The following is a 14,595-nucleotide window of genomic DNA, read 5'->3' as shown; positions in this document are numbered from 1 at the left end:
GGTTACTCACTCCCCGGATCAGGCTTTAAGGACATCTTGACGAAGCGGATTAACTCGATGGAAGGGAATCCGTAGTCCAGGACAATTTTGCCTTCAACCAAATAGATACCGACCCCACGGAGCGCAGGTGCAGAATTGGTATTATGTCTCATCCAGCTTGGCATTAAATCGGGGCTATGCTGTTTTTTGTCTTTCCTTATATAACAGCAAGCAAGCAAATTTGGGCTTTGTAAACCAACGATATGAGATGTAATCCTACAGGAGAAATGCTTCGGAACATCATTTTTTGACTTTCTTATTTAGTTTTTATACTAGTTTTAGTAATATTTTTTCAAATCACTAATTCTTTCAATATGGAGTTCTCTGGCCTGAGACCGCCGCATCATTAACGCATAAGCATTATTAAATCCCAAAGGTTTTAACCACTTGACGCCGTACAGCTTCTGAAACTCATTGTTTACATAATTATAGGTATCGGAAGGACTTTTGGATACGCTTCCTAATACCTGCTGATTTGGTTTTAACAACACCAAAAGGCCTGTTCCGGTGTACTCTACATAGCAATCAATGGCATCGCTCATCAATGCATCAAAACATATTTTGGTCCCACCCAACCCCGTCTTTGTATCTACTTTATAATCGGTATGGCCTTCGATCAGAATTTTGTATATCGCAGCCAAAATATATTGTTCTGCAAAAATTTTTGAACCTACCCTTATCGTACCGGCGCTCCCAGAACCAGTTGGCTTATAAAGATTGTTGTGCAGTAGAAAGTCCTTTGCAATATGTTCTGGCGTCTGCTTCAAAAAGTCTGCTCTATAATTGAGCTCCGTCATGACCGAATCATTGAACTTATCTGCCAGCAGGTTCATTGTCTCTTCCAGCTTGGGGAATTTCTGAAGGGTTGCCTCTTTGATGATCGGTGAAGCAAAATAAGGTGGGAAAATCTTCTTGTCATCTGCCAGCACAAACAGGTCGTATGCCTTGATCCGCCCATCGGTGGAGTATCCGCTAATGAGATCAAGATCTTTTTCATAAGCGGCTTTATACATAATTGCATCGCTGACAACAAGTGGGTTGACCTGAAGACCATAGATACTGCGAAGTCCCAGGTCACCGTCCTGACGTCCCATAAACTCTGGCGTGAAACCTGCCTTGATGCGACTGTCATTGGACCTCATAGCCGTATAAAGCATACTTAAAATGAACACAGCGGTGAATATGCCCAATATAATATAGGTCTGTCGACTTTTGATATTTACCAGGGAATATTGGATTAGTGCAATGCCTTTGTCCAAGAGGATTGCTAGTAATGCTGCAGGAATAGCACCGGCCAAGATCATGTTGGAATTGTTGAGGGATATACCGCCAAAAATAAATTCACCCAAGCCTCCGGCGGCAACAAATGATGCCAAGGTAGCTACACCAACATTGATCACTGCCGCTGTACGTACGCCTGCGATAATCACTGGCATGGCAAGTGGGAGTTCTACTCTGAGAAGCAGTTGCCAATCGGTCATACCCATCGCTTTGGCTGCCTCCACGATACTGGAACCAACTCCTGTAATGCCGGTAAAGGTATTCCGGATAATGGGTAAGAGTGCGTAAATAAATAGTGCAACAATGGCGGGAATGGCTCCGATACCCAGAACCGGAATAAGAAAACCCAACAATGCAATACTCGGTACAGTTTGCAAAACACCTGCAAAACCTAAAATAATAGCAGCAAATTTTCTCTTCCTCGAGATCAGTACCCCTAGAGGCACTCCGATAAGAATGGCAAATACCAAAGATAAAAATGTAAGCCCGAGATGTTGGCCAATCTGGGTCAATAGCTTGTCCTGTTGTTCGAGAATAAATTGCCAAAAACTTTGCGCTTTCATACCACTTGTTGTTTTCGATAGTTGTTAAATGCGCCCACTAGCGTTTCATAGGCTTGCGCCGTATCTGTATGCATACTCAGAACCTGGGTGGCATGCCATAAATCTGTGCTCAATGTAAATCCATAACGCGAGATAAAAGGATCTATCGCCGTAATCCCTTGTAGTTCTTGTAAGGTAGTCACTTTATACTCCAATAGTAGGCGATTTTCGGCGAAGAAATTGGCTACAAATTCATTTGCAGGTCTATATAACAGTTCTTTTGGCGTTCCAATCTGCACGATTTTCCCCTTGTCCATTAAGCAGATCCGCTGTCCAAGTTCGAAAGCCTCAGACACATCGTGCGTAACGAGGATGATCGTCTTACTGCGTATTTCCTCCAAGGATCTGAATTCTGCGTGGATATCTGCTTTGGTTATATTATCCAGTGCTCCGAATGGCTCGTCCATTAATAGAATAGGTGAATCGGCGATCAGTGCCCTAGCAATGCCTACGCGCTGTTGTTGCCCTCCACTCAGTTCATGGGGATAACGTTGGAGGATCTCCTCGCCCAAGTTTAATTTGTGAAGTAGCTCCGCAGTACGCATGCTTATTTTCTTTTTTTCCCATTTCAACAATTCTGGAACTACAGCAATATTGCGTGCAACGGTATAATGGGGGAAAAGGCCGGCATGCTGCATGACAAAACCAATTTGCCTACGTAAATCATGGATGTCTCTTTCTCTGATATCTTTGCCAGCAATAAAGATCTGGCCTTTATCGGGTTCGATAAGCCTATTGATCATTTTTAGGGTTGTCGTCTTTCCACAACCGCTGGTTCCTAGCAGAACAAGAACTTCGCCTTGATTGGCCTGAAGGGAAATCTGATCGACTGCGGCCTTTCCATTAAAGAATTTTGAAATGGAGACGATATCTATCATATTATCTCGCGAGTCTAATACCTGTAAATTGCCACTGCAGTGCCGTCTGAAAAAAGTTTCGGTACGTTTTGCGGCTATGATCTTTAGGTGTTGCAATGGAGGCTCCACGCAAGACCATCTGGTTGACCATAAATTTTCCGTTATATTCACCCACGGCGCCAGCTTCCTTTTTAAATCCGGGATAAGGAAGATATGCAGAATTGGTCCACTCCCACCGCTGTCCCCAATTGAGATGATCTGCCGCAACTTCCCACTCTGCCTCTGTCGGAAGCCGCATTCCCCTCCAGGCTGCAAATGCGGAAGCTTCATAAAAGTTGACATGGCAAACTGCATCCTCCAAGTCTATTTCCATCAACCCCGCTAAGGTATAATTCATCCATTGTCCATCCGTCAAATGCCAATATAAGGGAGCCTGAGCCTGATGCTGTTTTACCCAGTCCCAACCTTCGGAATGCCAATACCGGAAATCGTCGTACCCACCATCTTCCATGAAAGCAATGTATTCCTTATTTGTCACCAAATCACTCGCGATTTCAAAGTCATTCAAATAGACCTTATGTCTTCCTTTCTCATTATCAAAACAGAAACCTGAACCTTCATATCCGATTTCATAAATCCCAGCATCAAATTGGACATACGTTGATTCAGCAGCGGCATAACTGAAAGGAGCTTTTGTACTGCCATAAGCAGGAAAAAGGGGATTGTGACCCAGTATATATTTGATATCCGTAAGCAGCAATTCTTGATGTTGCTGTTCGTGATTTAATCCTAGCACAAAGATGTCAAGGAGATCATTTGTCAAAAAACCACCATCCAAAAACTCAATCATGGACTTGTCCACACATTTGCGATATCTATAGATGTCTGCAACGGAAGGTCTGCTCAGATTTCCTCGATCTGTACGAATCACCCGAGCTCCTATTGTTTCATAGTAACTATTGAATACAAAATTGTATTCAGCGTCAAATGGCTGATAGTTTGGCAGATGCGGAAGTAAAATAAATGTTTCGAAAAACCAGGTGGTATGTCCAAGATGCCATTTCGGAGGACTAACCTCTCCTATGGGCTGAACAACATAATCCTCAGTTTCCAACGGTTGGCAAATTTCTTCGGAATAGGCCCGTATAGCAAGATAGCTATCGATCCATTTTTGCTTTTCGGACATTTCGATAAGCGCATTTTGTATATTTTTCATAAATAAAACTTATTAGAACACCCTCCATACCGAATCAACAAACCATCCTTTGCTGTCTTCAACATTTGCGATCAGCTGAAATCCTGCTAGAGAAGCCATTCGCTGTATTTCCTCAGGAGCATATTTCTGAGAAATTTCCATGTCAATTAATTCATTTTCCTTAAAAAATATAGACTCGCCTTTGATATGGACATGTTGATTGGTTAGACTGACCAAGAAACTGCGGCAGGCTCCGGAGATTGGATCGTAGGATTGATAATGCTGAAAATATTGGGTATCAAAATCAGCTTCAAGTTCCCGGTTGATGCGATTCAGTAAATTGATGTTGAAGGCCGACGTGATTCCGGTTTTATCGTTGTAGGCAGAAAGAACGGTGTGTGGATTTTTTTTGAGATCAAAACCGATTATAAAAATATCACCGGGGCTTAGTTTACGGCGGATTTCGGCACAAAAAAGTTGGGCTTCGTCCATATCCATATTTCCGATATTACCACCTAAAAATAAAACTACTTTTCGCCGTTCGGAAATTTTCATCGCCTGGTCAAGCATTTCAAAGTACTCTCCCTCCAACGGTACGATGTCTAAAGTTGGAATGTCACGATGTAATTTTTCGCCTAATACCGCAAGAATATTGCCCGATATATCGATAGGCATGTAGGAGTACGTGTTATGATGTGCACTGAGATGGGTTAACAGATGACTTGATTTAAGGGCATCACCTGCCCCCAGCTCTATCAGGTCGAAATCGGATTCATCAGTTGTGATAAAATCTGCTAACTCAGCAGTTTTTGTGCGAAATATTTCAAGCTCGCAGTTGGTCAGATAATATTCGGGCATATGCATAATATCCTGAAAAAGTCGATCGCCAATGGGATCATAAAAATACTTTGAAGATAATTTCTTCGGATAAGTATTTAAACCTTCTACCACTTCCTTGTGAAAAACCCCTTCATACTTTTCGATCTCAGGTGAAGCACTAATTACTGGTAGAACATTATTTAATTGTAAACTCATAACTCTATGGTATTTGCGGTCTTTGTTACAGAAATATAACAGGAAAAATGAGCGAATAGTTTCGGAATAATCCAATCTGTGAAAATGGTCGAAACAGCAAATGGCCAGCCTGGATTAAGGCGGCGACGTTATGCTGATTTACGATTGAATTTCTCGATTCGGAGGAATTCCTACTATTTAAAAAAGGCTGATCATAAGATCAGCCTCTAAAACACTCATCACAATAAAACATACTAATCGTGCCCTTCGGTCTTAACAATCTTGTTGTAAATACCTAATAATAAAAACGGTGCCGCCCACTGGCCGACAAACAGTGCATTATTGTCGTCTTTTGTTTTGCAACATTTTAATGCTGCTGAAATTCCCATCGCTGCCAGAGAAGCTGCTAAAAATAAAATCGATGGAATTTTAGAAGTTTGGTTTTCTACCTCTCTTGTTACTTTGTCTTCATTTCCTGTTGTAAGTGCCATAATATATCTACTTTGGTTTATAATTGAACTACTTTCAAAATGAAATAGTTTAAATTTAAACAAAAAAAAAGGTCGAGACTCTGATTCTCGACCTTAACATGATACGTAATATTGATAATGGAGGACTAAAATAACCATTTGGCACATAGCTTTGTTTTAAAATAAAATGCTAAAACCAGGAAGCTTAATCCCTATTGTTTTATAGGTTTTCACGAGAGTTTAGCATATCAACCTAGATAGCGTCGAAATAGTCAATTCAATAGTAGCTGGTTTTAGGGTATCCTAAAAATAATTGTTACTAACGGTGAACGAATTTCACTTGGTGCTGTTCTAATCAGCATGGTTACGTCACGTGCATCACATATACAATCAATATATTATGAAAATAGCAGTGCTAGCTCATTTAAAACATCCCATCCGCAAACCATTTATGGGCGGGTTGGAAGCCTTTACATACGAAGTAACTAAACTTTTACTGCAAAGGGGACACGAGGTTACCTTGTTTGCCAGTGAGCATTCGGACCCTTCTCTAAATGTGCATGCTATCCTTAGCGATGTAGATTACGATATGGAAACGTTAAGTAGATTTCGCTCGCACGAATTGAGTGAAGACTTTATATCGACACATCACGCCTATCTGGAGCTGATGCAGGAGATAGACCAATATGATTTTGATGTTATATTTAACAATAGCCTAAATTACGTACCTATTACAATGGCGACCTTGGCGGAAACACCGATGGTAACTGTATTGCATACACCTCCTATTTTTGAGATGAAAAAAGCTATTATGGCAGCAAACAGATACAACAAAATAACTTATGTATCTGTCTCGCAAACAAATGCATCAATGTGGAAGCCCTATATACCGGATTGTAAGGTCGTACACAATGGAATTGATTTGAATAAATGGAGCTATATAGCAAATAACTCTGGAGAGTATGCATTATGGTTTGGCAGAATTCATCCCGATAAAGGAACCCATTTCGCAATAGCGGCTGCAAAATTGGCCGGAAGACCTATCAAAATCGCAGGTTCGGTCGCAGACAAACATTATTTCGAAACTTTTGTCAAACCGCTTCTCGATGAAAACGCTGAATGGGTAGAGCACTGCACACACGAACAACTTAATGAACTAATCGGAAATGCGGCAGTAAGTGTGATTACCCCCTGCTGGGAAGAACCTTTCGGTTTGGTTGTTGCTGAAAGTTTAGCATGCGGAACGCCAGTCGCTGGCTTTGCGAGAGGAGCGCTACCAAAAATTGTGACAAAAGAAACTGGATGTCTTACAGCGTCCTGCTCAGTGACAGAATTGGCTAAGTGCATAAACGACGCAGCACAGCTTAGTCGCAAAGCATGTCGAGTGCATGCCGAATCATCATTGGATATACAGCATATGGTATCTTCCTATGAAAATATATTTGCTCAAGTAATCAAAAAATGTGCAGATAAATATGTCTTATAAATATGCTTTTTACATTCACCATCATGGGTCTGGTCATCTTACTCGAGCCTTAGCTATAGCTGCGCAACTACCCTCTGACGAAGTGGTTTTCCTCGGTAGTTCATTAGAAACTTATAAAGATTTAATACCAAAAGGTATTCGTTCAATCGTATTGCCATTTGATATTCCCGCCAATAGCGATCGGGATTGGGCTGCTAGTGACCTGAGTTTTTTACATTATGCTCCGTTGAATGTGAAGGGTATAATAAATAGAAATTACCTTATAACAGAATTTTTTGCTAAGCACAACCACTGTTTACTATTCGTTGATGTGTCGGTCGAGATAACTTTACTTGCGCGTCTCTGTGGGATACCAACAGTAGTCGTAAGACAACATGGCAACCGCTCCGACCTAGCACACTTAATGGCTTATGAAAGCGCTTCCTTTGTGTTGGCACCATACGCAAAAACAATGGCTCAAGATATTGAAAATGATTTTGCGCATAAAACATTTTATTCAGGTGGCTTCTCCAAGTATAGCGGCATGTCGGTTGAGAACAATACGAGTGCGGACGATCAAATAGCGATGTTTTTTGGCCAAGGTGGCACATGTTTCGATTGGAAGCTCATCGCTCAAATTCGAAAAGATCTACCTGAAACATCCAGCCTACATATACTCGGCACAATACCAGATTATCACGCTATTAGTGGAGTCAGCTATTATGGCAATTCAAAAACTGCATACGATATATTAAAAAATTGCGGAATCGTGATAAGCAATGCGGGACACAACTGCGTGATGGAATTGGGCGACTTAAGAAAAAAAGTTATTTGCGTACCTGCGGAAAGGCCTTTTGAAGAGCAGAAAATAAAAGCCAAGCTACTGCAAAATGCTGGTGTAGCGACGATAATAGAAGAGCAAGCTTTACATCAGGTCAATTGGTCCCACATCATTGAAAACGCAAAAAAATTAAAGGTCGAAGCATGGGAAAAATTGATGAACCCAAAAGCGACCATCGAAATTGCTGCGCGCCTTAAGAAACTGCATTCAAATCTATTTAAAACTTTATATAAATAATATGTACCCTACCGCTTCCATTTCTGTATTGACGATCGTACATAAACGCCATGACGCGCTAATAAACCTGATGAATGGGCTCGCAAAAAATTCTATTCTACCCATAGAGCTGATCATTGTCTATATCAATGAACGTGCCTACCCACTCAAAGACGAATATCCCTTTAAGATAAAGTCCTTGGAAATAGATACAGCAGGTGAATTAAATTTGGCCAAAGCAAGAAATACGGCTATAAAAAGTTCGAGTTCTTTATTTAATATCTTTTTAGACGTAGATTGTATCCCGGCAGATGATTTAATAGAACAGTATCTGCCCTATTCAACAAAAAATATCTTAATAAGCGGCCGGGTAAGGTATTTAAAAAAAGGCTTTGCAGATAAACTTGGATGGATGTCGCAGTTGATGCAAAACAGCAGGCCGGATCCTGTCAGGAAAGATGTAGATCAATTTAGTTATGAACTTTTTTGGTCCCTCAATTTTGCGTGTACCAAAGAGACTTTCCATAAAATTGGAGGATTTGATCAAAATTATATTGGATATGGAGCTGAAGATACCGATTTTGGTTTCAGTGCGAGGAATAATGGGGTTGCCCATATCACGATCGACGCATTGGCCTACCACCAATATCATCCAAGTTATAATCCCCCTTTAAACCACTTCAAACCAATTGTCATCAACGCTAATCAATTTTTCCTAAAATGGAGAGTATGGCCAATGATGGGATGGTTAACGAAATTTAATGAGTGCGGTTATATATCCTTCAAAAACAATAAAATAACCATTGTTCGAGAACCTTCAAAACAAGAAATTGCGGCCAGCCTCATTGAATAGAAAGCAGGCCAAGGTTGTTCTCGGACATTTAAAGAACCGTCCTTGTCAACTATTATCGGATTATAATTCGCAACAAATTAAAAAAAATATTGATAACATATTTTCAACATATTTAAATTTCCCCAAAATGCATTTAAATCCTACAATATATCTGAGCTGAAGTGAAATTCATAATGAACTCCGGAGATCAAGAAATACGAAACCTCGGTTTCGCTGGAAAATATGAATGCACGACAAAAGTATATCTGCATCTGCTCAAAGGAAATTATCATCCTATATCCAAATTGGTCTTGTGCTTATTCACTGCAGGCCTTTTTTTCATCAGTAATTTAAAAGAGCTTGTGAAAGCATGAAGACTTTTGTATCCAACCATTGTGGCAATCTGTGTCTGTGTAAACTGGCCGCTGTCGAGTAACTCAATGCTTTTAACTATTCGCAGCAACTGTTGGTACTTTAAAATAGTTATTCCTGTCTCTTGCTTAAATATCCGTTGCATCTGTCTTACTGACAAAGATGCTATAGAAGCCAATTCCAGGAGGTCAACCCCAGAGGCATAATTTACATTAATTTCATTACAGACCTTGGAAAGGCGTTTGTCGGTTGGGACAGGGATCTGTAGCGAAGTACTTTCATTACAGAAACTAGGAAGGCTATTGATAATCGTATTTAGGAAACTTAATTCTTCTTTATCTATGGCATTAAGCCTGTTCCATTTTTTTGCGTAAATAAGCATTTCTCTTAATACCACTGGACAAGAAAAAACATGAACCTCCTTATGAAATTCTTCGGCCTGCAAATCGTTAAAAAACAGGACCATTAAATTAACCGTTTTCGAATCAGAAGAGATACGGTGTTTCACACCCGAAGGAATCCAGATCAGGCTATTTTGCGGAACGAGGTAAATACTGTTTTCAATATGAAAATACTGATAACCATCTTCAACGTAGGTAAGTTGATAATGACTGTGAGAATGCTCATAGTTATCATGCTGATAATTTCTTTCATACCATACAAAGGATTTTTTTTCACTTCGATCCGTATAGCATCCTGGCTCAACTTCAGTTAATCCACATTTAACCATGTCGTTTTGCATACACTTTTTGGCAAAGTTAAAAAAAGTACTTTGATTAATTTTGACCAAATACTTAGAAATGAAAAACTTTATAAAGTTATTACTGCTTTTAATGGTTATGATGACTACTTTATCAACTCAATCCATGGCACAAAAGAAAGATGTAAATGTCTTGGTCCTTATTTACTCCGATAACGGTGGGACTTTAGAATTAGCAAAAGAATTTGCTAAAGGCTTAGAAAAAAACTCAAATGTTCGATCAGTAATCAAACAAGTAAAGCATTCGGACAATCCAATTTTAAAAACCATCCCAGTTATTAGTATGGAGGAGCTTTCATCATATGATGGGATTGCGTTTGGCTCTCCGGTGTATTTTGGAAATATTAGTACCGGCATGAGCGAATTTTTCTCCAAAACAACAGATCTATGGGCGAAACACGCACTTGAAGGAATGCCTGCCAGTGTATTTATGTCTGCGGGTACCGGAGCAGGACGTGAACTTGCCTTACAGTCGTTTTGGAACACCCTTGCGGTTCATGGAATGATACTTGTTTCAAATGGCATACGCTCAAATGACAAAATTGACAGATCAATTGCTCAGGGCAATTCTGTTTTAGGAACCACGAGCTTGGTAAGTATAAAAAATGTGCCACGTCCGAGCTCCGATGAACGCCTTCTTGCCGAAGATCAGGGGGAAAACTTCGGGAAGGTTGCAAAGGCCTTACAAGGAACATTTCACAAAGAATCCGCTTCTATTGAACAAAAAAACAATAATGATATAAATCAGGAACTGATCAATAAAAATATTATCCTGCCTGATGTTCCAAAACCTGCTGGAAATTATCAGCCATTTGTACGTACCGGAAACCTGATATTTATCAATCAATATGCATTAAAGGATGGGAAATTACAGTACCCCGGAAAACTCGGTAAAGACGTGGATGAAAAGCAGGTTAAGGAAGCGACACGTACCACAATGCTCAATGTATTGGGAGTATTAAAAGATGCTGTGGGAGGCGATCTTAACCGCATAAAAAAATGTGTTCAGTTAACTGGGTACTTTAATGTAACTGATGACTATACCAAACACGCTGACCTCATGAACGCTGCATCAGATTTGGTTGTAGAAGTATTTGGTGAAAAAGGAAAACACGCCAGGGCAACGGTGGGAGCCTCGTCACTCCCAGGAAATACTTCAGTCGAAATACAGGCTATATTCGAAATTGAATAAATTCCATCGGTGTCCCTGAAAAATGCTTTCCGATACGATCTAGTCAAATTAAAATCTCTATCTCCTGTGCTTTGGCGTTGATAGAGATTAATAAAATATACTTCATACGGAGACACTTATCTAAATTTGATTTGTAAATAAAAACCCGTACATTCAACGGAAATTAACCTCTTTCCATTATGCAAAGTAACAATTGGTTCAACCGGTTTAAATACATCCAGCGAAAAAGGGTATTTTGGTTAATTACGCTATTAACTATTTTTCATCATACAAGCTTCGCGCAAAAAGATCCTCAGCTCAGGGAAGCACTGTCTATCATGACAAAAGCATCTATTTCTGGAGATATCGAAGGTATTATAAGTCAAACATCGCCCCGCATAATTGAAAGCATGGGCGGGATAGATCAGGCAACAAAACTGACCAAGGAACTCTATTCTTCTCTTATAAAATATGGGGTTAAAATTGATTCCACGATCAATTATGTCGATATGGATGTCTCAAAAATTGATGGGATAGCCTACTGCTTTATTCCTCAGGTATTGGTAATGTCTATGCCTGAAAAAGGCAAAATGGCTATTACCTCGGCTTACTTATTAGCGTTAAAAGAGGACGAAACCAAAAAATGGACTTTTATTAATTTCAATAAGATGGATCAGGAAAAGATCAATTTGTTTCTTCCTGAATTTAACGGTAAGATTTCTCTTCCTCCGGGTCTAGAAAAAAAAACCTTAGTCGTGAAGAAAGAAGAGGTAGCTAAAACTGTCGATCATCTAATGAAACTTATAGATGAATCTGTCAAAGGAAATAAATAGTTTTAAGTCATTTCCCGTCAATCTTCGGAAATTCACTAAAACCTGCTATGATTTTTTTGTTTCACCTCAGGTCCCAATTGCTGAGGGAAATGTCCTGTAGACCGCTCCAGAAAATTCATCTTATACTCAGCTAAAATCTGCGTATTTTTAGGATCAATATATTTCCTTCCATCGCACGAAAAGAGGAATAAAAAAGACCTTTCCGTAATTGCGGAAAGGTCTTTTTGATAATCTCAATATCGAAATGGAGGTTAATATTCCTGCATATAATGGAATCCTGTGTTGTATGGCGTTAGGTTCCTCCTTCTACTCATACTCCTTGTTGCGATTTTATAGAAATCTAACGTGTTCCTAAATCTTTCGCATGCATACTGCCTACCCCAAAAATACAATTGAAAATAAAGGGCATTCGGATGAAAAGACAATTCAATTAAACTCCAGCTTCTTTATCAGTAAAAATCTGGACTCCTGCTTTCTTTTCAATTAACTGTAACGGATATAGTTCAGGATTATATACACCATGAAGAACTTCATTCAAAGCGTTTTTCTTGGATTTGCCAAATGTAACAATCAGAATATTTTCAGCTTTATTGATGATAGGTTCAGTCAACGTAATTCTGAACATTTCCTGTGGCTTTAGATAGTAGGCATCAACCCATTTTTCTTTTTCTTGTAAGATCTTTTCACCTGGAAACAGAGAAGCTGTGTGGCCATCATCCCCCATTCCTAAAAGGATGAAATCAAAAATACCGTCAGCTCCCAAAACATTTCTGATTTGATCTTCGTATTCTTTAGCATATTTTTCAGGCTCAATTCCGTCTTTATACATGGGGAAAATCTGATTTTCATTGACTGGAACTTTATTCAAAAGGACTTCCAAAGTCATCTTAAAATTACTTTTCTCATCTTCAAGAGAAACCCATCTTTCATCTACCCAAAAAAAATGGATTTTGTCCCAAATTATTTTATCTGCATATTCGGGAGTAGCTAATAAACTAAAGATGGCTTTCGGTGAAGAGCCACCACTCAACGCAACCACAAATTTATCATGCTTCTGGATTGCTTGTTCCGAAAGCTCAACAAATGTATCAGCGGCTTTTTTATATAAGGCATCCAGATTATCAAATATTGTAATATTCATTTTCTTTTAATTAGATTTTAAACCCACTGATGTCCCTGCCGCTCTACCAATGCATCACTTTCATCAGGCCCCCAGTTGCCTGAAGCATAATTTGGGAAAGATGGGTCTTTGGTTTTTTCCCAGGTTTCCTGAATCGTTTTTATCACATCCCAAGCTTCTTCTACCTGATCAGAGCGCATAAACAATGTAAGGTCTCCCACAAGTGCTTCCAATAAAAGAGTTTCATAAGCTTCGGGCGTATCGGTCTGACAGGCAAAATTATCGAAAATCATTTCCACAGGTTTAAGCTCTAAAGACAAGCCTGGCTTTTTAGACATAAACTGCAATCTGATGTCCATTTGTGGCTGGATATTAATAACCAATCGGTTAGCCGACAGAAGCGAGGTGCTTTCTGAAAACGTAGAATTTGGAAGTGGCTTAAACTGAATCGTTATATAAGAATGCTTTTCTTTCATCTTCTTCCCGGTACGAACATAAAAAGGAACATCCTCCCATCTTTCATTATCGAGGTAAAACTTAATAGCAACAAATGTTTCCGTATTGGAATCATGAGCAATTCCCTCTTCCTGGCGATAGCCATTTACTTTTAGTCCATTCACTTTGCCTCGTCCGTACTGTCCTCTTACCGCATAATGATCTACTTTTTCGGGAGAAATCCTACGGATGGATTTTAAAACATCAACTTTACGATCCCTGATCTCACCTGATTCGAGTGAAGCCGGAGGTTCCATAGCAACCATGCAAAGAATTTGCAAAAGATGGTTCTGAATCATATCGCGCAAAGCTCCTGTCTGCTCATAAAAACTGGCTCTTGTTTCCACTCCTACTTGTTCGGCAACTGTAATCTGCACCGATTCTATATGTCTGTGGTTCCAAAGAGGTTCAAAAATTGAATTTCCGAACCTGAACGCCAAAATATTCTGAACTGTTTCTTTACCTAAATAATGATCGATACGATAAATTTGTTCTTCCTGGAAAGTCTGTGAAAGAAGATTATTCAGCTCAATGGCAGATTCTTTATTGTGACAAAAAGGTTTTTCGATAATTATTCGATCTGTTGCAGGATCAGATGCTATTGACGTATTTTTAAGATGGTTTGAAATTACCGAAACAAAGTTTGGTGCAATGGACAAATAGAAAAGTCTGTTTCCTCTCATTCCGTACACTTTATCGAAATTTTCCAGTTTCTGATATAAATTCCGATAAGAGCTTTCTTCATCAAGCTGATGCTGAAAATAGCTGATGTGAGCCTGAAAACCAGCCCAATCTTCCTTGACTACAGTCTTTCTGGAAAAAGTCTCCAGATTCTCTTTAATATAAGCACTGAATTTTTCATCCGTATTTTCGGCTCTTCCTAAAGCTAAAATATTAAAACCTTTTGGCATTCTGCCATCGATATATAAATTATAAAAGGCAGGAAAAAGCTTTCTTTTTGCCAAATCCCCTGTTGCACCAAAAATAACGATCGTTGTTGGGTGCAGGACTGTATTGTCGCTCATTATTAGG

General features: G+C 39.4%; 14 protein-coding genes. 5 read left to right on the top strand and 9 right to left on the bottom strand.

What is annotated here, in order from left to right; translation table 11 throughout:
- Positions 1 to 2 precede the first annotated feature (2 nt).
- From B3C94_RS02675 to B3C94_RS02650, 6 genes are all read right to left on the bottom strand, one after another.
- Positions 3 to 152: a hypothetical protein gene (locus tag B3C94_RS02675; RefSeq protein WP_293898554.1), complete on the bottom strand. Its 150-nt coding sequence runs from the start codon at positions 150 to 152 to the stop codon at positions 3 to 5.
- 165 nt (positions 153 to 317) lie between these two features.
- Positions 318 to 1,883: an ABC transporter permease/substrate-binding protein gene (locus B3C94_RS02670; protein ID WP_293898551.1), complete on the bottom strand. Its 1,566-nt coding sequence runs from the start codon at positions 1,881 to 1,883 to the stop codon at positions 318 to 320.
- Positions 1,880 to 2,800, bottom strand: coding sequence for an ABC transporter ATP-binding protein (locus B3C94_RS02665; RefSeq protein WP_293898548.1), 921 nt, complete (start codon positions 2,798 to 2,800; stop codon positions 1,880 to 1,882). Before B3C94_RS02665 ends, B3C94_RS02670 begins: the two co-directional genes overlap by 4 nt.
- A 1-nt stretch (position 2,801) precedes the next feature.
- Positions 2,802 to 3,995 (bottom strand): ergothioneine biosynthesis protein EgtB, encoded by a 1,194-nt coding sequence (egtB, locus tag B3C94_RS02660; RefSeq protein WP_293898545.1) that lies wholly within the window; start codon positions 3,993 to 3,995, stop codon positions 2,802 to 2,804.
- Between the two features lie 12 nt (positions 3,996 to 4,007).
- Complete coding sequence (locus B3C94_RS02655) at positions 4,008 to 5,009, bottom strand: L-histidine N(alpha)-methyltransferase (protein WP_293898542.1); 1,002 nt, start codon at positions 5,007 to 5,009, stop codon at positions 4,008 to 4,010.
- 233 nt (positions 5,010 to 5,242) lie between these two features.
- Positions 5,243 to 5,479, bottom strand: coding sequence for a hypothetical protein (locus tag B3C94_RS02650; RefSeq protein ID WP_070566443.1), 237 nt, complete (start codon positions 5,477 to 5,479; stop codon positions 5,243 to 5,245).
- 379 nt (positions 5,480 to 5,858) lie between these two features.
- Here B3C94_RS02650 and B3C94_RS02645 point away from each other — a divergent pair, with 379 nt between their 5' ends.
- From B3C94_RS02645 to B3C94_RS02635, 3 genes are read left to right on the top strand one after another with little or no spacing between them, the layout of a single operon-like run.
- The gene (locus tag B3C94_RS02645) at positions 5,859 to 6,944 is read left to right on the top strand and encodes a glycosyltransferase family 4 protein (RefSeq protein WP_293898536.1); all 1,086 of its coding nucleotides are present in this window, start codon (positions 5,859 to 5,861) and stop codon (positions 6,942 to 6,944) included.
- Entirely contained in the window at positions 6,934 to 8,001 is a 1,068-nt protein-coding gene (locus B3C94_RS02640) for a glycosyltransferase (protein ID WP_293898533.1), read from the top strand. The genes B3C94_RS02645 and B3C94_RS02640 overlap by 11 nt, the downstream gene beginning before the upstream one ends.
- 1 nt (position 8,002) lies before the next feature.
- Complete coding sequence (locus B3C94_RS02635; RefSeq protein WP_293898530.1) at positions 8,003 to 8,833, top strand: glycosyltransferase family 2 protein; 831 nt, start codon at positions 8,003 to 8,005, stop codon at positions 8,831 to 8,833.
- Between the two features lie 268 nt (positions 8,834 to 9,101).
- Here B3C94_RS02635 and B3C94_RS02630 read toward each other — a convergent pair whose 3' ends face one another.
- On the bottom strand, positions 9,102 to 9,926 hold the full coding sequence (locus tag B3C94_RS02630; RefSeq protein WP_293898527.1) for an AraC family transcriptional regulator: 825 nt from the start codon (positions 9,924 to 9,926) through the stop codon (positions 9,102 to 9,104).
- 58 nt (positions 9,927 to 9,984) lie between these two features.
- On the opposite strand from B3C94_RS02630, the gene B3C94_RS02625 reads away from it, so the two are divergent.
- Together B3C94_RS02625 and B3C94_RS02620 are read left to right on the top strand one after the other, a co-directional pair.
- A complete protein-coding gene (locus B3C94_RS02625; RefSeq protein ID WP_293898524.1) occupies positions 9,985 to 11,136 on the top strand; it encodes an Atu1372/SO_1960 family protein in 1,152 nt (383 codons plus the stop codon).
- A gap of 179 nt (positions 11,137 to 11,315) precedes the next feature.
- Positions 11,316 to 11,948, top strand: coding sequence for a hypothetical protein (locus B3C94_RS02620; protein WP_293898521.1), 633 nt, complete (start codon positions 11,316 to 11,318; stop codon positions 11,946 to 11,948).
- Positions 11,949 to 12,378: 430 nt separating this feature from the next.
- On the opposite strand, the gene pgl is transcribed toward B3C94_RS02620, so the two are convergent.
- Both pgl and zwf read right to left on the bottom strand, forming a co-directional pair.
- A complete protein-coding gene (pgl, locus tag B3C94_RS02615) occupies positions 12,379 to 13,089 on the bottom strand; it encodes a 6-phosphogluconolactonase (protein WP_293898518.1) in 711 nt (236 codons plus the stop codon).
- Positions 13,090 to 13,106: 17 nt separating this feature from the next.
- On the bottom strand, positions 13,107 to 14,588 hold the full coding sequence (zwf, locus tag B3C94_RS02610) for a glucose-6-phosphate dehydrogenase (RefSeq protein ID WP_293898515.1): 1,482 nt from the start codon (positions 14,586 to 14,588) through the stop codon (positions 13,107 to 13,109).
- Between the last annotated feature and the right edge of the window lie 7 nt (positions 14,589 to 14,595).

The sequence above is a fragment of the Sphingobacterium sp. UBA5670 genome (assembly GCF_002420705.1).
In the GTDB taxonomy this organism is placed as follows: domain Bacteria; phylum Bacteroidota; class Bacteroidia; order Sphingobacteriales; family Sphingobacteriaceae; genus Sphingobacterium.
This window is presented reverse-complemented; position numbering and strand designations above follow the sequence as displayed.

What these genes read in the sequence shown, in the direction of transcription:
- B3C94_RS02675 (WP_293898554.1), bottom strand. Translation starts at nt 152, where the DNA reads ATGAGACATAATACCAATTCTGCACCTGCGCTCCGTGGGGTCGGTATC.
- B3C94_RS02670 (WP_293898551.1), bottom strand. Translation starts at nt 1,883, where the DNA reads ATGAAAGCGCAAAGTTTTTGGCAATTTATTCTCGAACAACAGGACAAG.
- B3C94_RS02665 (WP_293898548.1), bottom strand. Translation starts at nt 2,800, where the DNA reads ATGATAGATATCGTCTCCATTTCAAAATTCTTTAATGGAAAGGCCGCA.
- egtB (WP_293898545.1), bottom strand. Translation starts at nt 3,995, where the DNA reads ATGAAAAATATACAAAATGCGCTTATCGAAATGTCCGAAAAGCAAAAA.
- B3C94_RS02655 (WP_293898542.1), bottom strand. Translation starts at nt 5,009, where the DNA reads ATGAGTTTACAATTAAATAATGTTCTACCAGTAATTAGTGCTTCACCT.
- B3C94_RS02650 (WP_070566443.1), bottom strand. Translation starts at nt 5,479, where the DNA reads ATGGCACTTACAACAGGAAATGAAGACAAAGTAACAAGAGAGGTAGAA.
- B3C94_RS02645 (WP_293898536.1), top strand. Translation starts at nt 5,859, where the DNA reads ATGAAAATAGCAGTGCTAGCTCATTTAAAACATCCCATCCGCAAACCA.
- B3C94_RS02640 (WP_293898533.1), top strand. Translation starts at nt 6,934, where the DNA reads ATGTCTTATAAATATGCTTTTTACATTCACCATCATGGGTCTGGTCAT.
- B3C94_RS02635 (WP_293898530.1), top strand. Translation starts at nt 8,003, where the DNA reads ATGTACCCTACCGCTTCCATTTCTGTATTGACGATCGTACATAAACGC.
- B3C94_RS02630 (WP_293898527.1), bottom strand. Translation starts at nt 9,926, where the DNA reads ATGCAAAACGACATGGTTAAATGTGGATTAACTGAAGTTGAGCCAGGA.
- B3C94_RS02625 (WP_293898524.1), top strand. Translation starts at nt 9,985, where the DNA reads ATGAAAAACTTTATAAAGTTATTACTGCTTTTAATGGTTATGATGACT.
- B3C94_RS02620 (WP_293898521.1), top strand. Translation starts at nt 11,316, where the DNA reads ATGCAAAGTAACAATTGGTTCAACCGGTTTAAATACATCCAGCGAAAA.
- pgl (WP_293898518.1), bottom strand. Translation starts at nt 13,089, where the DNA reads ATGAATATTACAATATTTGATAATCTGGATGCCTTATATAAAAAAGCC.
- zwf (WP_293898515.1), bottom strand. Translation starts at nt 14,588, where the DNA reads ATGAGCGACAATACAGTCCTGCACCCAACAACGATCGTTATTTTTGGT.